This is a genomic window from Zoogloea dura, assembly GCF_012927165.1.
Taxonomy (GTDB): Bacteria; Pseudomonadota; Gammaproteobacteria; order Burkholderiales; family Rhodocyclaceae; genus Zoogloea; species Zoogloea dura.
This window is the reverse complement of record NZ_JABBGA010000014.1, coordinates 34,120-56,472: the sequence shown is the minus strand read 5'-3', so window position 1 is coordinate 56,472 and position 22,353 is coordinate 34,120. Positions and strand designations below refer to the sequence as shown.

General features: G+C 67.3%; 20 protein-coding genes. 8 read left to right on the top strand and 12 right to left on the bottom strand.

Annotation, left to right across the window (positions count from 1 at the left end; all coding sequences use genetic code 11):
* Window positions 1-3: 3 nt before the first annotated feature.
* Both HHL15_RS16390 and HHL15_RS16385 read left to right on the top strand, forming a co-directional pair.
* Window positions 4-3,132 carry a multidrug efflux RND transporter permease subunit gene (locus HHL15_RS16390; RefSeq protein WP_169146869.1) on the top strand — a complete coding sequence of 1,043 codons (3,129 nt, stop codon included), beginning with the start codon at window positions 4-6 and terminating at the stop codon, window positions 3,130-3,132.
* Window positions 3,133-3,135: 3 nt separating this feature from the next.
* On the top strand, window positions 3,136-4,536 hold the full coding sequence (locus tag HHL15_RS16385) for an efflux transporter outer membrane subunit (protein ID WP_169146868.1): 1,401 nt from the start codon (window positions 3,136-3,138) through the stop codon (window positions 4,534-4,536).
* A gap of 25 nt (window positions 4,537-4,561) precedes the next feature.
* Here the strand turns inward: HHL15_RS16385 and HHL15_RS16380 are convergent, their stop codons facing one another.
* Together HHL15_RS16380 and HHL15_RS16375 are read right to left on the bottom strand one after the other, a co-directional pair.
* A complete protein-coding gene (locus HHL15_RS16380) occupies window positions 4,562-5,704 on the bottom strand; it encodes an ABC transporter substrate-binding protein (protein ID WP_169146867.1) in 1,143 nt (380 codons plus the stop codon).
* A gap of 49 nt (window positions 5,705-5,753) precedes the next feature.
* Window positions 5,754-7,511 carry an FAD-dependent oxidoreductase gene (locus HHL15_RS16375; protein WP_169146866.1) on the bottom strand — a complete coding sequence of 586 codons (1,758 nt, stop codon included), beginning with the start codon at window positions 7,509-7,511 and terminating at the stop codon, window positions 5,754-5,756.
* A 282-nt stretch (window positions 7,512-7,793) separates the two neighbouring features.
* Here HHL15_RS16375 and HHL15_RS16370 point away from each other — a divergent pair, with 282 nt between their 5' ends.
* Window positions 7,794-8,447: a GntR family transcriptional regulator gene (locus HHL15_RS16370; protein ID WP_169146865.1), complete on the top strand. Its 654-nt coding sequence runs from the start codon at window positions 7,794-7,796 to the stop codon at window positions 8,445-8,447.
* A gap of 20 nt (window positions 8,448-8,467) precedes the next feature.
* Complete coding sequence (locus HHL15_RS16365; protein ID WP_169146864.1) at window positions 8,468-9,019, top strand: DUF924 family protein; 552 nt, start codon at window positions 8,468-8,470, stop codon at window positions 9,017-9,019.
* Here HHL15_RS16365 and HHL15_RS16360 read toward each other — a convergent pair.
* The 9 genes from HHL15_RS16360 to HHL15_RS16320 form a co-directional block, all read right to left on the bottom strand.
* Window positions 9,016-10,911, bottom strand: a complete 1,896-nt coding sequence (locus HHL15_RS16360; protein ID WP_169146863.1) for a tetratricopeptide repeat protein — start codon at window positions 10,909-10,911, stop codon at window positions 9,016-9,018. The two genes, HHL15_RS16365 and HHL15_RS16360, sit on opposite strands and share 4 nt — an antisense overlap.
* Before the next feature lie 129 nt (window positions 10,912-11,040).
* Complete coding sequence (locus HHL15_RS16355) at window positions 11,041-12,096, bottom strand: NADH:ubiquinone reductase (Na(+)-transporting) subunit F (protein ID WP_169146862.1); 1,056 nt, start codon at window positions 12,094-12,096, stop codon at window positions 11,041-11,043.
* A 94-nt stretch (window positions 12,097-12,190) separates the two neighbouring features.
* A complete protein-coding gene (locus HHL15_RS16350) occupies window positions 12,191-12,544 on the bottom strand; it encodes a phenol hydroxylase subunit P4 (RefSeq protein WP_169146861.1) in 354 nt (117 codons plus the stop codon).
* A 58-nt stretch (window positions 12,545-12,602) separates the two neighbouring features.
* Window positions 12,603-14,123, bottom strand: coding sequence for a YHS domain-containing protein (locus HHL15_RS16345; protein WP_169146860.1), 1,521 nt, complete (start codon window positions 14,121-14,123; stop codon window positions 12,603-12,605).
* A 13-nt stretch (window positions 14,124-14,136) separates the two neighbouring features.
* Window positions 14,137-14,406, bottom strand: coding sequence for an MmoB/DmpM family protein (locus tag HHL15_RS16340; protein WP_169146859.1), 270 nt, complete (start codon window positions 14,404-14,406; stop codon window positions 14,137-14,139).
* 9 nt (window positions 14,407-14,415) lie between these two features.
* The gene (locus HHL15_RS16335) at window positions 14,416-15,408 is read right to left on the bottom strand and encodes an aromatic/alkene monooxygenase hydroxylase subunit beta (RefSeq protein WP_169146858.1); all 993 of its coding nucleotides are present in this window, start codon (window positions 15,406-15,408) and stop codon (window positions 14,416-14,418) included.
* A gap of 33 nt (window positions 15,409-15,441) precedes the next feature.
* Entirely contained in the window at window positions 15,442-15,699 is a 258-nt protein-coding gene (locus tag HHL15_RS16330) for a phenol hydroxylase subunit (RefSeq protein WP_169146857.1), read from the bottom strand.
* Between the two features lie 7 nt (window positions 15,700-15,706).
* A complete protein-coding gene (locus tag HHL15_RS16325; RefSeq protein WP_169146856.1) occupies window positions 15,707-16,636 on the bottom strand; it encodes a catechol 2,3-dioxygenase in 930 nt (309 codons plus the stop codon).
* 26 nt (window positions 16,637-16,662) lie between these two features.
* Window positions 16,663-17,007: a 2Fe-2S iron-sulfur cluster-binding protein gene (locus HHL15_RS16320; RefSeq protein ID WP_169146855.1), complete on the bottom strand. Its 345-nt coding sequence runs from the start codon at window positions 17,005-17,007 to the stop codon at window positions 16,663-16,665.
* A gap of 299 nt (window positions 17,008-17,306) precedes the next feature.
* Between HHL15_RS16320 and HHL15_RS16315 the strand changes: the two genes are divergently transcribed.
* Window positions 17,307-17,627 carry a hypothetical protein gene (locus HHL15_RS16315; protein WP_235943438.1) on the top strand — a complete coding sequence of 107 codons (321 nt, stop codon included), beginning with the start codon at window positions 17,307-17,309 and terminating at the stop codon, window positions 17,625-17,627.
* A 30-nt stretch (window positions 17,628-17,657) separates the two neighbouring features.
* Here the strand turns inward: HHL15_RS16315 and HHL15_RS16310 are convergent, their stop codons facing one another.
* Window positions 17,658-18,857, bottom strand: a complete 1,200-nt coding sequence (locus HHL15_RS16310) for an MFS transporter (RefSeq protein WP_169146854.1) — start codon at window positions 18,855-18,857, stop codon at window positions 17,658-17,660.
* Window positions 18,858-18,987: 130 nt separating this feature from the next.
* On the opposite strand from HHL15_RS16310, the gene HHL15_RS16305 reads away from it, so the two are divergent.
* From HHL15_RS16305 to HHL15_RS16295, 3 genes are all read left to right on the top strand, one after another.
* A complete protein-coding gene (locus HHL15_RS16305; protein WP_169146853.1) occupies window positions 18,988-19,773 on the top strand; it encodes an AraC family transcriptional regulator in 786 nt (261 codons plus the stop codon).
* A 51-nt stretch (window positions 19,774-19,824) separates the two neighbouring features.
* On the top strand, window positions 19,825-21,420 hold the full coding sequence (locus HHL15_RS16300) for a 4-hydroxyphenylacetate 3-hydroxylase family protein (RefSeq protein ID WP_169146852.1): 1,596 nt from the start codon (window positions 19,825-19,827) through the stop codon (window positions 21,418-21,420).
* 234 nt (window positions 21,421-21,654) lie between these two features.
* Entirely contained in the window at window positions 21,655-22,317 is a 663-nt protein-coding gene (locus tag HHL15_RS16295) for a hypothetical protein (RefSeq protein ID WP_169146851.1), read from the top strand.
* The last annotated feature ends 36 nt before the right edge of the window (window positions 22,318-22,353 follow it).

The following is a 22,353-nucleotide window of genomic DNA, read 5'->3' as shown; positions in this document are numbered from 1 at the left end:
AACATGCCCTCCTTCTTCATCAAACGACCCGTGTTCGCGTGGGTGGTAGCCCTCTTCATCATCCTGCTCGGCCTCATCGCCATCCCGCAGCTGCCGATCGCCCGCTACCCCACCGTGGCGCCGCCGACGGTGAGCATCTACGCGGCCTACCCCGGGGCCACCCCGCAGACCATGAACGACGCGGTGGTCGGCCTCATCGAACGAGAGCTGTCGAGCGTCAAGAACCTGCTTTACTTCGAATCCGCGACCGACACCTCGGGCAGCGCGGAGATCCGGATCACCTTCAAGCCCGGCACCCACCCGGAGCTGGCGCAGGTGGACGTGCAGAACCGCATCAAGACCATCGAGCCGCGGCTGCCGGCGGTGGTGCGCCAGAACGGGCTCAAGTTCGAATCCGCCGCCTCGTCCTTCCTGATGATCGTGGGGTTGAAAGCCTCCAACGGGCAGTACGACGAGGTAGCACTGAGCGATTACCTTGCGCGCAACGTGATCGAGGAGCTGCGGCGCATCGAGGGCGTCGGGCGGGTCCAGCTGTTCGGCTCGGAACGGGCCATGCGCATCTGGGTGGATCCGGCCCGGCTCCTCTCCTACCAGTTGTCGATGGGTGACCTGAGCGATGCGATCACCCGCCAGAACGCGCAGATCGCCCCCGGGCGGGTGGGCGGCGCACCGACGGTGGCCGGGCAGCGGGTGACCATTCCGGTGACGGTCCAGGGGCAACTGCAGACCCCCGAGCAGTTCGCGGCGATCGTGCTGAAAGCCACGCCCGACGGCTCCAAGGTGGTGCTCGGCGATGTCGCGCGGATCGAGCTCGGCGCGCAGACCTACGCCGAGTCCATCCGCGAGAACGGACAGCCCGGTTCGGCGCTGGCGGTGCAGCTGGCGCCGGGTGCCAACGCGGTGCGTACCGCCGCGGCGGTGCGGGCACGCCTGGAGGAGTTGTCCGCCTCCATGCCCAGCGGAATCAGCTACTCCGTCCCCTTCGATACCGCACCCTTCGTGCAGATTTCCATCGAGCAGGTCGCCCAGACCCTGCTGGAGGCGATGGTGCTGGTGTTCCTGGTGATGTACCTGTTCCTCCAGAACATCCGCTATACGCTGATTCCCGCCATCGTGGCGCCGATCGCCCTGCTCGGCACCTTCGCCGTGATGCTGGTGACCGGCTTTTCGATCAACGTGCTGACCATGTTCGGGATGGTGCTGGCGATCGGCATCATCGTGGATGACGCCATCGTGGTGGTGGAGAACGTCGAGCGGCTCATGGTGCAGGAAGGCCTGTCCCCGCGGGAGGCGACGCTCAAGGCCATGAAGGAGATCACCGGCGCGGTGGTCGGCATCACCCTGGTGCTGATCGCGGTGTTCATCCCCATGGCCTTCGCCAGCGGTTCGGTGGGAGTCATCTACCGCCAGTTCTCCCTGTCGATGGCGGTGGCCATCCTGTTCTCGGCCTTCCTGGCCCTCAGCCTGACCCCGGCCCTGTGCGCCACCCTGCTCAAGCCGGTGACCGGGCATGCCCAGGCCAGGGGTTTCTTCGGCGGCTTCAACCGGGGCTTCGGCCGCATGACGGAGCGCTACGGCCACGGTGTGCTGGGCCTGGTGAAACGGAGTGGCCGGGTCATGGTGGTCTTCGCCGCCCTGGTCGCCACCCTGGCGGTCGGCCTGGCCCGCTTGCCGTCGGCCTTTCTCCCCGAGGAGGACCAGGGCTATTTCATGACCTCGATCCAGCTGCCCTCGGATGCCACCACCGAGCGCACCCTGGAAGTGGTCAAGACCTTCGAAGCCCACGCGGCCACCCGCCCCGGTATCGCGTCGACCCAGTCCGTCCTCGGCTTCAGCTTCTCTGGCGCCGGCCCCAACGCAGGCATCATCTTCTCCAACCTGAAAGGCTGGGATGCACGCGACGGTGCCACGGCGCAGGAGGAAGTGGCGCTGGCCCAGAACGCGATGGCGCGTACGCCGGAGGGCATGGTGATGAACCTGATGCCACCGGCCATCGAGGAGCTGGGCACCTCGTCCGGCTTCAGCATGCGCCTGCAGGATCGGGCCAACCAGGGCTTCGGCGCCCTGATGAAGGCACAGGAAACCTTGCTGGCGATGGCCGCGCAGGACCCGGCCATCGCGCTGGCCTACCCGGAGGGGCTCGCCCCCGGCACCAACGTCCGCCTGGACATCGACCGGCAGAAGGCCGAGGCGCTGGGCGTGTCCTTCGCCAGCATCAGCGACACCCTGAGCACCGCCATGGGCTCCCTCTACGTCAATGACTTTCCCAACGCGGGACGCATGCAGCAGGTGATCATCCAGGCCGACGCCCGGGCGCGCATGCAGGTGGAGGACATCCTCAAGCTGTATGTCCGCAACAACGTGGGCGGGATGGTCCCCCTCGGCGAAGTGGTGACCCCGGTGTGGACCGATGCGCCGCTGCAGCTGGTGCGCTACAAGGGCTACCCGGCGGTCCGCATCGCGGGGAGCTCGGCGCCCGGGGTTTCGAGCGGCGAGGCGATGGCCGCCATGGAAGCCCTGGTCAGCCGGCTGCCGCCGGGATTCGCGGTCGAGTGGACCGGGCAATCCCTCCAGGAGCGCGAGTCGGCCGCCCAGGCGCCGCTGCTGATGGCGCTGTCCACCCTGGTGGTCTTCCTGGTGCTGGCGGCGCTCTACGAGAGCTGGGCCATTCCCTTGTCGGTGATGCTGGTCGTCCCGCTGGGGCTGATCGGGGCGGTGCTGGCGGTGAGCCTGCGCGGGATGCCCAACGACGTGTTCTTCAAGGTCGGGATGATCACAGTCATCGGCCTCTCCGCCAAGAACGCGATCCTGATCATCGAGTTCGCCAAGCAGCTGCGCGAGCAGGGCATGAGCCTGATCGACGCCGCCGTGGAGGCCTCGCGGCTCCGCCTGCGCCCGATCCTGATGACCTCCCTGGCCTTTGCGCTGGGCGTGGTGCCCCTGATGCTGGCCAGCGGCGCCAGCGCGGAGACCCAGCACGCCATCGGCACCGGCGTGTTCGGTGGAATGGTCACGGCGACGCTGCTGGCCGTGTTCTTCGTTCCCGTCTTCTTCGTTTTTGTCCTGGGATTCCAGGCGCGCCTGCCGGAACGTCGCGGCAACGTGGCCCGGACACGCCCCGGGGAGAGCTGAACCATGCGAATCATCCCTACCTCTCTGGCCCTCCTGCTGAGCGCCTGCGCCCTGACCCCGCCACTCGAGCGCCCGGCGCCGGCGCTGCCGGCGTCCTATGCCGACGGCCCCGACGAGCCCACCCGCGCCGGCAACGCCGCCGACCTGGGCTGGCGCCAGATGTTCGGGGACCCGCGCCTGCAGCGCCTGATCACCACCGCCCTCGACAACAACCGGGACCTGCGCATCGCCCTGCTGAACGTGGACGCGGTTCGCGCCCAGTACGGTATTGAACGGAGCGCCCTGCTGCCGCAGCTGGATGCCCGCCTGAGCGGCGGGAGGGAAAGGACGGCTGCCAGCGCGGCGACACCGGCCAGCCTGCAGGGCACGCATGCCGCCGGCCTTGCCATCAGTGCCTTCGAGATCGATCTGTTCGGCCGGGTCAGGGCGCTTTCGGATGCGGCGCTGGCACGCTACCTGGCCAGCGCCGAGGCGGCCCGGGCCGCCCGCATCAGCCTGATTGCGGCGGTGGCGGACGCCTACCTGGAAGAACGCCTGGCGGTGGAACAACTGCGCCTCACCGAAACCACGCTTGCCGACTGGCGGCAATCCCTGGAGCTGGCGCACCTGCTCAAGGAGGCCAAGCAGAACAGCGGGCTCGATGTGGCCCAGGCGGAGGGCCAGGTGGCCTTGGCCGAGGCCGACCTGGAGGGCCGGAAGCGGGACCTCAAACAGGCCAGCAATGCGCTCGCCCTCCTCCTCGGCACCACGGTGCCGGCCGATCTGCCCGAGGGCATGCGCCTGGACAGGCAGCCCGTGCTGACCACCCTCCCCCCCGGCCTGCCTTCTGACCTCCTGTTGCGCCGGCCGGACATCCTCCAGGCAGAACAGGCCCTGCGCGCGGCCAACGCCGACGTCGGCGCCGCCCGGGCGGCCTTCTTCCCGCGACTGGCGCTCACCGCCACCCTGGGCTATGCCAGCCCGGCGCTAGGCAGCCTGTTTCAAGGCGGCCAGCTGGCCTGGGGTTTCATGCCCCAGCTGACGCAGCCGCTTTTCGACAACGGCCGCCTCGAGTCCGGCCTGGAGCTGGCCCGGGCCCGCCGCTCCACGGCGGTGGCCGAGTACGAGAAATCCATCCAGACCGCCTTCCGGGAGGTGGCTGACGGCCTGGCCGCCAGCGCCACCCTGAGCCGCCAGATCGAGGCCCAGCAGCGCGCCGTGTCCAGCGCCGAGCGGCGGCGCGAGCTCTCCAGCCTGCGCTACCGGGCCGGGCAGGACAGCCGGCTCGAGCTGCTGGATGCCCAGCGCCAGGCCTATGCAGCCCGGCAGAACCTGCTCGGCCTGCAGCGCCTGGCGTTCAAGAGCGCCTTGTCACTCTACAAGGCGCTCGGCGGCGGACTGCAGGAAACCACCCCAGCGGCCTGACAGGGGGCGCCTGCCCCCTGCCTGCTTACTTCACCAGCTTCCACTTGCCCGCGGCCACCTCGATCAGCACGGCGGATTTGGGGTCGTAGCCGCCGTGGTCCTCGGCGCTCATGGTGTAGGAGCCATTGGCACCGACGACCTTGGTCTTCTCCAGCGCATTACGCACCGCCTCACGGAATTCCGGGGTACCCGGCTTGGCCGTCTTGAGGGCGGTGGTGAGGGCTCCTTCGAGGATCAGCCAGCCATCCCATGAGGCGCCGGCGAAGCTGGAGCGGGCTTCAGCGCCGTACTTGGCTTCGAGGGCCTTGTCGAAAGCCAGGCCGGCCTGCTTGTTGGGGTGGCCGTCGGGCAGCTGCTCGGCCACCACCACCGGCGCCACTGCCAGGCGCGCGCCTTCGATGGCCTTGCCACCAACCCGCAGGAACTCCTTGTTGGCGACGGCGTGGGAGTGATAGATGGGGCCGGCGAAGCCACGCTCGCGCAGGGTGGTGTGGGGCATCGCCGCCGGCGTGCCGGAGCCGCCGACGAACACCGCGTCGGGTTTGGAGGCGACGATCTTGAGGGCCTGGGCGGTGACGCTGTTGTCGGTGCGGCCGAAGCGCTCGGTGGCGACGATCCTGATGCCGGCGGCCTCGGTGGTCTTGGTCAGGCCCTTGAGCAGCAGCTCGCCCCAAGAGTCGGAGAAGCCGATGAAGGCCACCGTCTTGACGCCCTTCTCCTTCATGTCGGCCACCACGCGGCCCACCATCACGTCGGCCAGGGGCTCGACGCGGAAGGCCCACTTCAACTTCTCGGGCGTGGTGACGATGGGCGCCTGGGACAGCAGCGGCACTTTCTTCTCATTGGCCACGTCGGCCATGGCCAGGCCGGAGGTGATCAGGTTGGGCCCGAAGAGCACGTCCACGTTGTCTTCGCCGCTGAGCTTGCGGGCGTTCTTGACGGCGTTGGTGGGATCGGTGGCGTCGTCGAGGACGATGTAGTTGATCTTCTCCTTGCCGAGGGTCTTGGGCATCAGCTCGATGGACTTGCGGGTCTCGAGGCCCAGGGAGGCGGCCGGCCCGGTGAGGGAGAAGACCACGCCGATGTTGATGTCGGCCAGGGCCTGGCCGGCGGCCAGGGTCAGGACAGCGGTGGCCAGGATCTTCTTGCAGGGGTGCTTCAGTTTCATCAATGTCTCCTTTGTTCTTGTACTGCGGGGATGGGCGGAAAGGCGGGGTTCAGAAGGTGGTGTCGAGCAGCACGCCGAGGGCGGCGGCCAGCTGCCGGCGGGCTTCGCCGGCATCATGCACGGCGGCGCTGTGGCGCCACGCCACATAGCCGTCGGGACGCACCAGGATGGCGCCGGCTTCGTCCACTTCGCGCAGGCGCTGCCAGGCGCAGTAGGGGTCGGCACTGCCGGGTTCGCCGGTGATCACGGTGCGCAGCCACGGCAGCCCCAGCGCTTCGGCTGCCTGCCGCCAGGCCTGGCCGGACAGGCCGGTGAGCAACGAGAACTTGCCCTTTCCGGTCACGTCGAGGGTGGACACGCGCAGGCCGCGGCGGTCCACCAGCCAGGCGTGGGGCAGCTTGGCGCCGGGCCGGGTGGTGGGCTGCAGGTAGAGCTGCGGGTCGCGCCGCCACACCTCCTCGCCGGCCGCCGGGTCGGGCAGCACGGCGGCGGAGGCGTAGCGCTGGTTCATCTCGACGCCCTGGGCGTTGAACTCGGTGTTCTTCAACTCAAGCGCGGCCTGCACCGCCTGGCGCGCCGCCACGCCTGCGGGGCCGGGGTCCTTGAAGCGGGCGATGCCGGCCGCCACCGGGTTGTCGGCGCCTTCGACCCGGAAGGCCGCCTTGAGCGGAGCGTAGTCCATGCGCGACTGGTTGGCGCGCACCACGATCTGGCGCCCCACCGGCGCCCGCTCCAGGCTGTAGCTGTCGAGCAGGCCCGGGCCGGCGTGGCCGTGGATGACGTAGGCGAGCTTCCAGGCCAGGTTGAAGGCGTCCTGCACGCAGGTGTTGAGGCCCAGGCCGCTGGATGGCGGGTGGCGATGCACGGCATCACCGCCGCAGAAAACCCGGCCACGGGAATACTCAGTGGCATAGGCCTGGTTCACGTACCACACCGAGGTGCGCTCGATCTCCACCTCCAGGGCCGGGTCGCCGACCAGGGTGCGGATGCGCTCGAGCAGCAGCTCGGGGTTGAGATCGGGCTCGCCCTTGGAGATGTCGAAACCCCAGCCGGCGATCCAGCCGTCCCAGGGGCGCACCGCGCGCAGCAGGCCCATGCCGATCTCGCCGAAGCTGGCCGCAGGGGTGACGATCCAGTGCAGGATGCTGGGCCGGTGGGCCACGTAGCGGGACAGGTCGGCCTTGAAGATCACATACACCGTGCCGGCCCGCGCCATGTGGCCTTCGATGGGCAGCCCGATGTCCTCGGCGACCTTCGACTTGGCCCCGTCGGCGCCCACCAGGTAGCGGGCGCGCAGGCTGTACTGGCGGCCGTTGGCCCGCTCACGCAGTTGCACCGTGACCCCGTCGGCGTCCTGGCTGTGGGACAGGTATTCGGTGTTGAAGCTGAAACGGGCGCCCCGCTCCGCCGCGTTCTTGAAGATCACCGGCTCGATCAGCGGCTGGGGGATGTCCTGCAGGCCGCAGGGGCTGCCCTGCAGGTAGTCGCCCTTGCGCTCGTCGCCGGTGCCCCAGGTGCGCTGGCGCACCAGCTCCTCGCCGGCCAGGCTGGTGGTGAACAAGGTGTCGCCCATCTGCTCCCAGGGGGTGGCGTACTTGATCGCCTCGTCCTCGATACCCAGGTCGCGCAGCACTTCCATGGTGCGCTGGTTGGTGATGTGGGCCCGGGGCGTGTCAGCCAGCCAGTTGCTGCGCGACACCATGTGGGCACGCACCCCATAGGTCGCCAGGGCCAGCGCTGTGGCGCCGCCGGTGGGGCCGGAGCCGATGATCAGTACGTCGGTGTCAAATTGCGCGGAATGGCTCACTGCAGGGTCTCCTCGCCGCGTCCGAATGCGGCCGTGGTGGGTTGGATGAACGCGCCGCAGTGCGTCCCGGCTCCCGCTGCCAGGCAAGCTGGAGGGCGGGTCGCGGCGGCAGGCAAACAGGCGACGAGCGCCACTCTACAGCGCTTGCATGCTAGCATGCAAGCAATTGATGCGTGCCTTCGGCACCCCGTCTACCGTGCGCGCCATCACCCCGCCGGACGACCTGGCAGAGAGTGCTACCATGCGCCGGCTGTCCCGTTTCACCCCTCGACACGCTTTACCATGGCCAAGAAGAACCATCTGTACCAGGAGATCCTGCAGCGCCTGTTCCGCTGCCAGTACCGCTTCGGCGACCGCATCCTCGTCAAGGAGATCGGCGAGGAGATGGGCGTCAGCCGGCACCCGATCATGACCGCCCTGTACAAGCTGCAGGAGCGTGGCTTCGTCACCATCACCGCCCAGGTAGGCTGCGAGGTGGTCACCCCGACGCCGGAATCGATCCAGGATTTCTACCGCATGTTCGCCCTCACCGAGGGCCTGATCGCCGAGCTGGCGGCACGTCGCGCGAGCGTCGCCGAGATCACCCGGCTGCGCCTGATCAACGCCCAGATCGAAGCCCTCGACCCGGCCGACCCGGCCAATGCGGATGCCTACCGGCAGCTCAACGTGGCCTTCCACACCGAGCTGCACGCCATGGCGCAATCGCCGCTGGTGTGCGGCCGGCAGCTGGCCAACTTCGAGTTGTCGGATTTCTTCATTGTGCAGACCTGCGGCTTCGGCGCCCACCTGGACCACGTGGCGGGCGAACACCAGGCGGTGATCGAAGCCATTGCCGCGCGTCAACCCGAGCTGGCCAACGCAGCGGCGCGGGAACACATCGACAGCGTGTCGCGCACCGTGTCGACGGCGCTGAGCATTCAGGCCGACACCGGCTGACCATCAAACAGGAGAACACCATGCCCCACGCAGCCGGCCCCGATGCCGTCCTCGCCTTCTGGTTCGAGGAAATCTCGCCCAAGCAGTGGTGGGACAAGTCGGACGACTTCGACCGCCTCGTCGCGACGCGCTTCGGCGCCCTGCACCAGGCCGCCACCCGCGGCGAGCTGCACGCCTGGCGCAGCAGCGCCGACGGGCGCCTGGCCGAGGTGATCGTGCTCGACCAGTTCTCCCGCAACATCCACCGGGACAGCCCGCTGGCCTTCGCCAGCGACGGCATGGCCCTGGTGCTGGCCCAGGAGGCGGTGGCCGAGGGTGCCGATCAGGCCCTGGCGCCGGCCCGCCGCGCCTTCCTTTACCTGCCTTACATGCACAGCGAATCGGCGCTGATCCACGCCCTTGCGATGGATCTGTACAGCCAGCCCGGGCTGGAGGGCAACCTGGACTTCGAACGCCGCCACAAGGCCATCATCGACCGCTTCGGCCGCTACCCCCACCGCAACGCGGTGCTGGGCAGGGCCTCGACGGCCGAAGAGATCGAATTCCTGAAGACGCCGGGCTCGTCCTTTTAGCGGGCGCTGTCGCACCAGGTCTGCCAGATCCCGCGCACCAGGCTCTCGAACTGCACTGCAAAGCGGTGGCTGTCCAGCAGCGCAGTTGATTGCAGCGTCTCGCGCAGGCTGCCGCGGATCTGTGACAGACGCTCCAGGCTGGCCGCAAACTCGACCGCCTTGGCGACATACTCCTGCCGGCTGCCGGCCGCCCACTCCGGCAAACCGGCCTGCTTCAGCAAGCCGGCACCCTGGCGCGAGATGAAGCTCTCGCCGGCCAGGGTCAGCACCGGGACGCCCATCCACAAGGCCTCCACCGATGTCGTCACGCCCGGATAGGGAAAGGGATCGAGCGCGATATCGACCCGGTTGTAGGTCGGCAGGTGTTCGGAATGGGGTACCCGCCCCATGAACTCCAGGCGCGCCTCGTCAATCCCCCTTTTGACGAAGAAGCTCGTGAAACGGCCTCTCAGGGTCTCGTCGGAGAAGCCGCCGTACTTGCACAGCAAACGGCTGTCGGGCACCGCGGCAAGCACCTCGGCCCAGGTTTCCAGGACCTCGTCGCTGATCTTTCTAGGGTTGTTGAAGCTGCCGAAGGTCACATGGCCGTTGCGGATGGCCGGCAGCTCGCCGATCGCGCAATCCTCCTCCGGCGGCCTGAAGCACAGATAGGTCTCCGGCATGCGCAGGATCTTCTCGGAGAAATGGGCTTCTTCCGATGCGGGCAAGGTGCATTCGTCGGCAATCAGGTAATCCATGCCCGGCAGGCCGGTGGTGCCGAGATAACCGATCCAGCTGACCTGCACCGGCGCCGGTTTCCAGGCGAACATGGGGAGGCGGTTGCAGCCGGTGTGCCCCGAGAGGTCGAACAGGATATCGATGCCATCCTGCCGGATCTGCTCGGCGAGGGCACTGTCGGACATGTGGTTAACATTGGTCCAGCCCGCGCAACAGGATTTGATGCGGGCCGTATTGTCATCCGCCGGAAAGGCATCCACATGATAGCCATGCAGTTCGATGCGCTCGCCCATCATGTCGTGCAGTGCTGCAAATACGTTCTCGATAAACAGGCCCACTGACTGGCGGCGGAAATCAGGCGACACGAAACCCAGCTTGAGCCGGCGCGAAGGGTCCCGATCATTGGACCAGCTCTGCCAGGGCCGGGCCGCGTCGATGAATAGCTGGCCGATGCGGCGCGCCTGCGCCAACAGATCCAGGCCCGAATGGCCGGGATGATAGGAACACAGGAACTGGAGCCAGCTCTGCCCCACCAGATTGGCCGGCTCGATCTCCAGCGCACGCCGGATATGCGCCTCGGCCTCCTCGACCATTCCCAGATCCTCAAGGCGTTGTCCAAGATTCAAATGGGCCGCCGCATTGTCGGGGCTCATCGCCAGGGCCTGGCGGGCCACCCTGATGGATTCCATCTTGCGATTGACCTTGCCCAGGGCAGCGGACAGATTGGTCAGGGCAGCCAGGTAATCGGGCTGCAATGCCAGGGCCGTCTCGCTGCTCTCGATGGCCTCTTCCATCCGGCCCAGATCGAGGAGAATGGCGCCGAGGTTCATATGCGCCTTGGCGTAGTCCGGCCGCAGCGCAATGGCCACACGGCAATAGTGCTCGGCGCGCGTCAGCTCGCCATGCGCAATCAGGGCCAGGGCCAGGTTGAGATTGACCGTCGGGTCTGCAGGCAGCAGCGCCGCCGCTTTCTCCAGCGCGGCCAGCGCATCGCTGCCCATGGCCAGTTGCGCGATCCCCATGAAATTCCAGGCGTGGCCGAAATCGGGATATTGCTTCGCGAGCTTTTCGGCGGCTTTTTCCAGTTCATTGAAGCGGCCCGTCCGCGACAGCAACACCAGCTCGTTAAGCCTGGCCATGGCGGCCATCTGCCGAGCATTCTCAACGCGTTTCAAGGGGGAGTCTCCGTACATTCAGGATCAGCAGAAAACCTGAGGGGAACCATTCATCCCGGTGACGGGCAATCCCCCGCAGGTCTATTCCGTTTGATTCTAACGCAGATATCCGCCTTCCCGTCCTCTCCCTCAGATCGCTTTGAACAAGGGGCTGCGCACCTGCTGCGCATCCGCCGCCGAGATGAACTTCTCGGTATAGATATCGCGCTCGAAAAGGCGCCCCTGCATCAGGGTGGAAATGCAGGCCTCGATCATCAGCGGCGGGCCGCACAGATAAGCCTTGTGGCTGCGGAAGTCATTGTCGAAGGCGGCCTTGGCCGCTTCATGGACGAAGCCCCGGAAGCCATTCCAGTCCGATCCTGCCGGCTCGTTCGACAGGGCCGGCACATATCGGAAATTGGGGTGCTTCGCGGCAAGGGCCAGGAACTCGTCGTGGTAATAGAGTTCGTCCCGCGAACGCTGCCCATAGACCAGGGTGATCGGCAGCGTGAAGCCTTCCTCCAGCAGATCCAGGATCATGCTGCGCGGGCTGGACAGGCCAGAGCCGCCGGCCATGAACACCACCGGCACGGCAGCCGACTTCTTGACGAAGAAGCGCCCGTAGGGCCCGCTGATGCGCACCCGCTCGCCGGAGCGCAGGGCCTCGTGCACATAGGTGGTGCCCTGCCCGCCCGGCACGATGCGGATGTTGAGCTCGACCTCGCCGTCCGCAGACGGCGGGCTGGCGACGGAGAAGGCGCGGCTGCCGATGCCGCCCGGCAGTTCCAGGTTCACATACTGGCCGGCCTGGAAGCGCATGGGCGTATCCAGCTTGATCCACACCCCCTTGATGGTCGGAGTGAGGGATTCGATGCGCGTCACCGTACCGTCGAAGTCCCGCACCGGCAGGTTCTCGGCGTCCGGGTCTTCATCGATCTCGGCCTCGATGACGACATCACCCTGCACCGTGGCACAGCAGGCCAGGCACTTGCCCTCATCCCGCTCGAAATCCATCAGGGCGAAGCTGGAGGCCTCGCCGTGCTCGATCTCGCCATCGCTGACCTGCACCTTGCAGGTGGCGCACAGGCCGTGGCAGCAGGCGTGGGGCAGGTAGATGCCGGCCCGCAGCGCCGCATCCAGGATGGTCTGCCCTTCCTCGATCTCTATGGTCTGGCCAAGGGGCTCGATGGTCAGCTCGTAAGTCATTGGACTACCCTCCTGTCGCGCTGCGACATCCTCCCCAAGGGAGGGATCGCGCCCCCTTCGGGCGGCCGGGCGGGGGCGCTCATGGCCTCCGCCCTCATGCTGCCATCAGGCTGTTGAGGCCTGGCGTGCGGAAGCGCAGCTGGTCCTTGTGGCCGATGCCGTTGGCGGCCAGGCTGGCGTCGAAATCGGGCGTCCACGGCTGGTTGGACTTGAGCCATTCAACGCGCTGCCAGTCGATGGCGGCGGCGTCGGGATCTGGCTGGAGCAGCATGCCGAGCGGCCCGCTCACCAGCTCGCGGAAAGGGGTCTCCGGCGGCAGGCAGAGCAGGAAAGGCGAGGCGAAGAGCAGGTGGTGGTCCCAGCTCACGTAAACGAGCTGCTTGCCGTGGAAGTTCTCCACCCGGTCGCGGGGGACGGCGATGTATTCCTTGATGGCGGCGACGGTCATCTGGAGTCTCCTGGAATCTGTGGGTGCGGGGCGGCCCAGGCCGCCTCCGCATGGTCATTCATTGGTTGGTGGTGGCCAGGCCGCGCCAGGCTTCGAAGTTCTTCTGGTCTTCGGAGCCGGCGTAGTCGCCGTTGTCCTTGCCGTCGAGCAGGCTGACCCACTTCATCCATTCGCCCAGGTCGCCGTTGATCGGGTCCTGGAACAGCTGGGGCATGGGCAGCCAGGCCTGGATGTACTTCTCCGGCTCGTTCTCGAAGATGTGCTGGCAGCCGTCGGAGCAGAACTGGTACTTCTCGCCCTTGTACACAGTCTCCCGGTGGCAGGTCAGGGTCGGGTCGTCCGGCTCGGTGAACACGCTGGGCAGCTGGCAGGTCTGGCACAACCGGGCGAGGCCGTAGTTCTTGAACGGGGTGCCCGCATCGGCCAGCTTCTTGATGTGCTTCCAGCGCGGCCGGTAGTACTTGTCGAAGGTGTGCGGGTACTTGCCGGCCAGCCAGTCCATGTCGGCATCCGACGGAATCCAGCTGTGGAAGGCCGTGCCGAAGCTCCACTGGTAGAGGCCCAGCATGAACTGGTGGGACATGTGGTCAATGGCCTTTTCGGCGTCGTCCCAGCCCCTTGGCGGCTTGATGCCGTAGCGGGCCAGGTCCTTGAACAGCGCGCCACCATTCTCCACACCATAGATGTCCCAGGCTTCCCGCCAGGACATGACGCGCTTGGGCAGCATGTAGTCCATCATGGTGCTGACCAGGCCGAGCACCCGGAAGCCGCGCCAGAACCACTTGTCGATCCAGTTCTGGACGATGGGCAGGTTGTCCGGGTCCTGCTCCAGGATGAACTTGATGACTTCCAGGCCCAGGGTCATGTGCCGTGCTTCGTCCGACTGGGCGGAGAAGCCGAAGGTCACGGTGGCCATGTCGCCGTTGTAGGCGGCGCCGGACATGAAGGGCACGAAGAGCAGGTTGGTCAGTACGTACTCGAAGCTGAAGCCGATCGCGATCATGAACTCGAAGGGCCCCGCCGACATGGAGTCGTCGAAGAAGGAGCGCGCCACCGAGGTGTACCAGATGCGGTCGCGCTGGTCGGCGAAGGCGTGGAAACCGTTGTAGTAACGGTTGTAGTTGGACATCGCATGGATCTGCGTCTGGGCGTGGCGGATCTCGTCGATGGCCTGCATCTGGCAGGCGACCTGCGGCCCCACCCCCGGGAACTCCCGGCCGACCCGCGCGAAACCCCGGTGGGCGGCGTATTCACCCGGGCTGATGGCCTGCAGGAAGATCTTCAGGGCCGACAGGTAGCGGGCGTCGGTGAGGTTGAGGTGGCCGTTGTTCTGGGCGTGGGCGTCGATGATCGCGTAGAACTTGCGTTCCTTCTCGGCCTGGTACTTCCAGTAGGCATCCATGGTCAGGCGGAAGGGGTCTTCCCACTTGTCCCAGTCGTGGATCTTGATGCCCTCGTAATTCATGTAGGGGTAAAGCTCGTCCTTGCTGTGGTAGCTCGGCTCCCAGCCCAGGTCTCGGGTCATCAGCTTGTACTTGTCCTTGAGACCGAGTTTCTTCTTGGCGACTTTCATGTCCATGGCGGGTCCTCCTTCAATCGTTCCAGCTGAGGGTGAGGGTTTCGTCGTCTTCAACCACGTGCCCGGTGAGGGAGATGAGGTTGATGTGGATTTCCTGCAGGTCGAAATCGCGTCCGAGCTGCTCTTCGATGGTGGCGCGGCGGATCACCAGGCGGCCCTGGGCGTCGATCTTGACCATGGCCGGCTGGCGATGGACGATCGCCTGGGGGTTATCGATCTCGATGGCCTCGATGATCGGGCGGGTTTCTTCATTGGCCTGCAAGGCGATGAATACGGTGGACATGGCGGCCTTTCAGAGGGTGATGCCGGTCTTCAGGACGCGGGCGCGGAAGGCTTCGAGCTGCTCGCCGACGGCTTCGTCAGCCCCGCTGCCGAGGGCCAGCTCCACCACCGGCACCATGGCGGAGGCGGCGCGGGCGCTCCACTGGCGGGTCCACTCGGTGAGCACGGCGCGGTTGGCGTCGGATTCGGCCGCCGCCACCTTGATGACCGCGTCCACCCACTTGCGGGTCTCGTCGAACCAGTCGCTCATGAACTGGGTCAGCATGGCCACCGCCGATGCGCCCTGGGCCGACAGGTGCTGGTCTACGATGCGCTCGTACACCAGCGGGTAAAGCAGCCCGTCGAGGGCCAGGTTCTGGGCCACGAACAGCTCGAAGGGGTCGCGGCAGGCCAGGCAGTCCTCCACGTAGCGGCGCAGCGGCTGCCAGCTGGCGTCGTCCAGCCAGGCCTTCTTGCCGGCGTCGAGGGCTTCGGTGTCGCCCAGCAGCAGGCCCAGGCGCGACAGGTACTGGGCGATGCCCAGGTTGTCCATGGCGTGGTACATGCAGGGCTGGGTGAAGATCGCACCGTAGCCGTAGCCGCACACCGTGGTGTTGTTCTGGTTGGCCCCCCAGGCAGCATGGCGCAGGGGCACCAGCACGTTCAGCGCCACGGCGCGCAGCTCGTCGGAGAGCATGTCGGCCAGCCCGCGGGATTCGACGAAGCTGAAGTTGGCCTCGGCGGTCTCCTGCTGGCGGGCGCGGGTCAGGGTGTAGGTGCTGTAGTAGAACTGGCGCGGGTCCTTCAGGGCGTACCAGTCGGCCATCACGATGCGGGTCAGGGAGGCATCGTAGAGCTGGTGGTCCGGGTCCCAGGTGGGCCGGTAGTGCAGGTTCTCGGCGGCCTGGATGTCATAGCTGCCCTCCTGGTAGCGGGAGGCGGCCTTGTCGCCGAAACGGCGGACGAGGTGGTCGAAGGCCTGGCGCTGGGGCTGGATGGCGACCGTGCGGAGGTCGATCTGCATGGGGTGGGTCTCCTGGTGAAACGTGTCGGTGGCTTACTTGAAGCGGGTGTGGGTGGCGTCGGCCAGGCGCCAGTCCCAGTCCCCCTGGGGCGCGTCCGGGTCGCGCGGGGGCAGCATCTCCACCCGGTTGGCCGCGCAGAATTCGGCAAACGCCTCCCGGCCGAGGATCATCTCCACGAAGATCTCCGGCTCGCCGATGGCGAACTCGAACTCGATGAAACCCTTGGGCCGCTCGCCGCTGAGGCGGACGAAACGGCGGGTGGTGTCCATGGGAGGCGCTTCGGTGCTCATGGCGGCCTCAGCTGACCACGGTGAGGAAGGTCTCGTGCAGCTTGCGCTGCGGGTAGTCCAGGCCCTGGCCGAAGTTGTCGAAGGTCCAGGTCATGGTCTCGTAGTCGGGGTAAGGCAGATGGCCGCCGAAGAAGGTCTCGAAGCGGTTGCCGGACGGGTCCCAGGCGTAGATGGTGCAGCCGCGGGTGACCCCGTGGCGGGTCGGGCCGATGTCCACCGGCACCGTGTTCATGGACATGATGTCGCCCGCCCGCAGCACCTGCTCCCAGCTCTCCATCAGGAAGGAGCAGTGGTGCAGCTTGCCGGGCTCCGGGTATTCGGCGAAGGCGATGTCATGCACCTTCTGGCCGCAGGACAGCCAGATCGCCGCATTGGCGTTGCCATCCGGGGTCAGGACCCGTTCGACCAGGTAGAAGCCGAGCACCTCGGTGAAGATCTTCTGCACCTCGGCCACGTTGGGGCCGTAGAGCAGCGCGTGGTCGAGGCGCACCGGCCCGATGCCATGCTCCCGCTGCAGGCTCCACGGCGCCGGATTGATCAGCGGAATGCCGTTGCCGACTTTTGTCTTCTCGGCGTACAGCTCGATCGCGTGGCCCGAGGGCAGCGTGAAGCGCACCCGCTCGCCGGTCTCCAGCATTTCACCGGCGGGGATGCGCTCGGTGGCGATACCGTAGGCCTTGAGGCCCGCCTCCAGGCGGTCGAGGTTGGCCTTGTCCAGCACCCGGAAGCCGAGGAAGTCGATGCCGGCCCGGTCGGATTCGCGGATCACGTAGCTGTGGTGGTCGCGCTCGTCCCAGCATTTGAAATAGACCCGGCCCTGGGCGTCGCGCCCGGTTTCCACCAGGCCCAGCACGTCACGGTAGAAGCGCACCGACTCTTCCAGGTCCAGCACGCGCACCTGGGCGTGGCCCGGGCGCAGAACACCAGTCATTGCCATATCTTGTCTCCTCTTTTCTTCAGGATTTATCGGGTAACAGGGGGTGTAACAGAGCTAACTGGGCGGACGGCGCCGCAGACGGATTTCTGCAGCTTGCCGACCACCTTCAGGGACATATCGCTGGCCGGATAGACCCGGCAGGCCAGCAGGCGGCCCGCCGCCCGGTCCGCGTCATCGACGTGGTCCCGGCTCATGGCGCGGCTGCCAAACTCGCCACTGAGGATCTCGACCTTGCACACGCCGCAGCCGCCACCGCGACAGCCCACGGGGATGCCCCGCCGGCCCAGGCGGGCCATGGCCGCCAGCAGGGACTCCTCACCGGCGCAGGCATAGCGCTCGCCGGTGTCTTCGATGGTGACGGTGTGTTGCATCCGGGTCTCCTCCGCAGGGCTGTTCGTTTTTGTCCATGGAATCCATCGATCAGGCGTTTTGATGGACCCACAAGACTTACTAATGCAGCCGCCGTGCCACTCGCGCCAAGCGCTTGTTGCAAAAGGGAAAAGACCGGAATGAAGGAGAACGGCGCAGGAGAAGCGCCTGACGGATTTGTCCGCGCCCCCTGCGGGGGTGACAAAAACGTAAAGCTGCAGTGCAGCAGAAAAGAGGGGGCGGCTCCGTGAGGAACCGGGAGACAATCAGATGGGAATCAAGGAAACAACAGGATCAAAGCATGCACCGGACCTGCCGCCCAACCCGCAGCATCGCCCTTGCCGGCCTGTGCAGTGCCCTGAGTGGGGTCCTGAGCGGCTGCCTGTTCCTGCCACAAAGCACCACCCGCTACGACCCGGCCTGCGGCATCCTCGAAAACCACATGACCCTGCAGGCCTACCAGGTGGCGGCCTTCGGCGGCTGCCGCAACGAGGGCTGCGCGGAATTGCTGGTGCTGGCCGGCGCCGTCTCGGCGGCCTCCTTCGTGGTGTCGGGCAGCGTGGTGGTGGTCGGCGAAGTGGTGTACTGGCTGGAGGCGAAGGGGCGCTGCATGGTGCGCTGATGCCACGCCCCTTCGGGGACGACAAAGCGGCTAGCTGCGCTCCACGCTCATCGCCGTACCGATGGCGGCCGCCTGCAGGACGGCGATGCCGATCAGCACGGCGCCGAAACTGCCCTTGTCCATCAGCCCGCCAAAAACGAGCGGAGCCAGGGCCAGCCCGGAATCGAGGCCCGAATAGACGAAACCATAGACCCGCCCGAAGGCGGCCTGGCCAAAGCGCGCGGCCGCCGCGCGGCGCACCAGCAGGTCGCGGGACGGCCCGGCCAGGCCGGTGAAGAAGCCGATCGCTGCCATCAGGGCCACCACCGCACCGGCCGGCACCCAGCCGCTGGCCAGCAGCAGCACGGCCAGGGCCGCCGCCCCCAGCGCACTGGCGATGATCCGGTCCTGGCGGGCCGACTGGGTCAGGAAGCCTCCCACCAGGATGCCGGCGGCGCCCCCCAGCAGGTAGATCGACAGCGTCGCCGCCGCGCCAGCCACCGACATGCCGTAGAGGCCGTTCATCAGCGGCGCGCCGAAGTTCTGGAAGGTGCCGAAGGCCATGGTCAGCAGGAAGAAGAAGGCAAAGCACATCCACACCGGACGCACCTTGAGGATCTCCAGGGTCGACACCGGCGGCCCCTTGGGCCCGGTGTGGCGGCTCTCGTCCACCAGGTGATGCCGCCCGGCGATGATCAGCAGCAGCGCCGGCACCGCCAGCAGCCCGGCGGCCAGCGCGGCGACACGCCAGCCGGAATGGGCGGCGATGCCCGTCATGAAGACCGGCGCCAGCGCCCAGCCCAGGTTGCCCGACAGGCCGTGCACCGAGAAGGCATGGCCGAGCCGCGGCTGCGACACGTTGCGGTTGAGGATGGTGAAGTCGCAGGGATGGAAGACGCTGTTGCCGAGGCCGGCCAGCGCCGCCACCACGATCAGCTCGGCGAAGGAGCTGGCCTGGGCGAGCAGCGCACCGGCCGCCACGAAACAGGAGATCCCGGCGGCCAGCACCCGCACCGGGCCGAAGCGGTCCACCGCCAGCCCGGCCAGGGCCTGGCCGACCCCGGAGACCAGGAAGAAGACTGTCATGGTGCTGCCGATGCCCACGAAATCCAGGCCGAACTCCGGCATCAGCCACGGGAACAGCGGCGGCAGCAGCAGGTGGAAGAAGTGCGACACGCTGTGGGCAAAACCCACCAGCGCGATCACATAGGCGTCCTGTCGGGGGGGCGCGAGGCTCGCGTCGGTGCTCATGGGGCTCTCCTGGGCTGCCTGGTCGGCCCGGCGTGCAGCCCTGTTGTATTGAACTCGCCGGATTAGCAGCCGATACTAGCGCCCACCCGGGTGGCTGTATTTCGACAAACTGACAGAGATTTGTTCAAACATGCCGCGCAACGCCTCTCCCCGCTCCTTCGACCCCCTGCCCCGCCGTGCCCCGTCCGTGGACGAGCCGGTGACCATGAACGTGCGCAGCCTGCCGCCCGACGTGGTGGTGCCGGCCCACCGCCATCCCTGGGCCCAGCTCGCCTACCCGATCCGCGGCGCCATCCGCATCTGCGCCGCGGGCATGGCCTGGATCGTGCCGCCCAACCGGGCGGTGTGGATTCCGCCAGACATCGATCATGACCTGACAGTGCTCGGCGCCGTCGAACTGCGCACCCTCTACATCGCCTCCGCGGCGGCGCCCCTGCCACTCGACGCCTGCACGGTGGTGGACGTGTCGCCCCTGCTGCGCAGCCTCGGCGAGGCCCTGGCCGAGGGGCGCGGCGACACCCGCCACCACCTGGTGATGCAGCTGGCCCTGGAGGAGATGCGCATCGCCCGCCCCCTGTCGCTGGGCCTCCCCCTGCCCCGCGACCGGCGCCTCAAGGCCCTCTGCGATGCCCTGATGGACAACCCCGCCGACGGCCGCGGCCTGAGCGACTGGGCCGAGCAGGTGGGCGCCAGCGAGCGCACCCTGGCGCGCCTGTTCCAGTCCGAGCTCGACACCAGCTTCGGGGCCTGGCGCCAACAGCTCCGCCTGGCCAAGGCGGTGGACGAGATCTCCCGCGGCGTGCCCATGGCCCAGGTCGCCGCGGCGGTGGGCTACGCCAGCCAGGCCGCCTTCTCGGCGATGTTCGCCAAGGCCCTCGGCGTCCCTCCCAGCCGCTTCACCGGCCCGCCCGGCTAGTCTCACCACGCCACCCGCCGTTCTGCCCGATACCAACAAGGAGGAGACACCATGAACGCCAGCACCAGCACCGCCCACCTGATGACCGGCCAGGACTACCGGGAATCCCTCCGCCGCAGCAAGCCCACCGTGTATGTGGACGGCCGGCTGGTCGGATCGGTCGCGGACGAGCCGGCCCTGCAGCCCGGCATCAACGCCCTGGCGGTGAGCTACGACTTCGCCCACGACCCGGCCCGCGCCCCGCTGATGACGGCCCTCCAATCCAGCAGCGGCAAGCGGGTCAACCGCATGCTGCACATCAACGAATCCGCCGGCGACCTCCTCAACAAGCTGGAGGCAGTGCGCATCCTGTGCCAGGAGACCGGCTGCGCCCAGCGCTACCTGGCCCACGACGCCCTCAACGGCATCGGCCAGGCCATGGCCAAACTCGATGATGCCCGCGGCAGCACCGAAGCGAGGGCCCGCTTCGCTGCCTACCTGCAGCACGTGCAGGATGCCGACCTGAGCCTCGGCATCGCCATGACCGACGCCAAGGGCGAACGCAGCAAGCGCCCCGCCCAGCAGACCAACCCGGACGTGTACGTGCACGTCGTCGAGCGCAACGCGAAGGGCATCGTCATCACCGGCACCAAGGCCATCGTCACGGGTGCGCCCTACGTCCATGAGTTCCTGGTCATGCCATCGCGCAACATGCAGGCCGCCGACGCCGACTTTGCCCTGTGCTGCGCAGTGCCGGTGGACGCGCCGGGCATCACCATCGTATCGCGCCCGGCCGGCCGCCCCGGCGAAAAACCCGAACACGGCGCGCCGCTGTTCTCGCGCCGCTACGGCCAGGCCACCGGGGTGGTGATCTTCGACAAGGTCTTCGTGCCCTGGGAGCGGGTCTTCCTGGCCGGCGAATGGGAGTTCTCCGGCGACGTGACCTACAACTACGCCACCCACCACCGCCACAGCTGCATCGGTGCCCGCGCCGGCTTCGGCGACCTGCTGATCGGCGCCGGCGCGCTGATGTGCGAGGCCAACGGCCTGGATCCGGACCACAAGGCCAACCTGCGCGACCCGATGGTGGAGCTGATCAAGATCACCGAGGGCTTCTACGCCTGCGGCGTGGCGGCCAGCGTGTATGGCGCGCGGGACCCGCATTCCGGCAGCTTCATGCCCGAACCGGTGTTCTCCAACATCGGCAAGCTGCTGCTGTCCACCCAGATCTACGACATGCACCGGCTCGCCCACGAAGTGTCCGGCGGCCTCATCGTGGCCCTCCCCGGGCCCGACGAGGACCACAACCCGGCCACCGCCGCCACCCTGGCCGAGGTGCTGCGGGCCAACCCCGACGTGCCCTACGACAAGCGGATCGAAGCGGCCCGCTTCATCGAAGACCTGACCGCCTCCTACCAGGGCGGCTGGTATTCCCTGATCAGCCTGCACGGCGGCGGCTCGCCCGCGGCGCTGAAACAGGAGATCTGGCGCAACTACCCGCTGGGCAACAAGGTGGAGCTGGTGGAGCGCCTTCTGGAGCGCGGCGTTCTGGCCGACCCGGCGCGGCCGCTGACCCGCAACAAGCAGCCGGGCCGCTGCTGCGACGCTGGGTGCAGCCAGCCCGGCCAGCCCATCATGGTGCCGCTGCCGACACCCGGCCGGGACTGAGCACAGCATAGTTCAAGCACTGGCCCCCCCTCTGCGCCGGCCCCGGGGATGGCTGTGACCCCGTCCATTGCAGCCGATGGTCCTTGCATTCAAGATACGCATTCCACATACCTGATAACAAAGCGGCCCTGCAATGGCGAGGGCCCGACTTCGACCATGCCTCTCTTCCCCGCAAACACACCTCCCCCGGGGGAAGTTCGCCGCGCGTGTTACCTGTTGCTCGGATCCTTCATCGTGGGCCTGCTGGTGGCACCCGGCTTGCTACACGGCGGGCCCGGCAACATTGACGCGTCTCTCGCCATCGCCCTGTCCGTCGTCACCGCCGCAATGATCTGGCTCCTGGTGAAGATCCGGGCCCGCAAGAACTGGGCGCGATGGGTAACGCTACTGTTGGCGATATGGGGACTCGCATCCACCGCAGACTCGCTCCAGGCGCAACTGAGCGTGCGCCCGTTCCTGACGATGATCGACATCATGACCAGCGGGCTGGAGCTGATCGCGCTGACAATGCTCTTCACCACCCGCAGCAACGACTGGTTCGCCGGCCAGACGGGTCAGCCAGGGGAAGGACGCCCCCCGGAGTCCGCGGAGGCCTCCGGCACCGCATCCACCCTGGGCATCGACTGCCCTCATTGCCACAACAAGATTGCCTTCCTGTCCAGGGCCGTGCTGAAACCACGCAAACAGCTCAGCTGCCCATATTGCGGGAGCGCACTCGAAGTCGATGTTGCCTATATCAAGTCCATCGTACTGGGCATTGCTATCGGCTTCCCCGTGAGACTGCTCGGCAGCATGGTCCCCGGGCTATCCATCCTGAATCACTGGAGCACTGCAACCCTGTTGATGGGACTGGCATTCGCCATGAGCGCTCGCCTGCGGACTGCGGCGAATACCTGACCCACGGCCGGGACTGGCCGGGCCCCACCACATCAG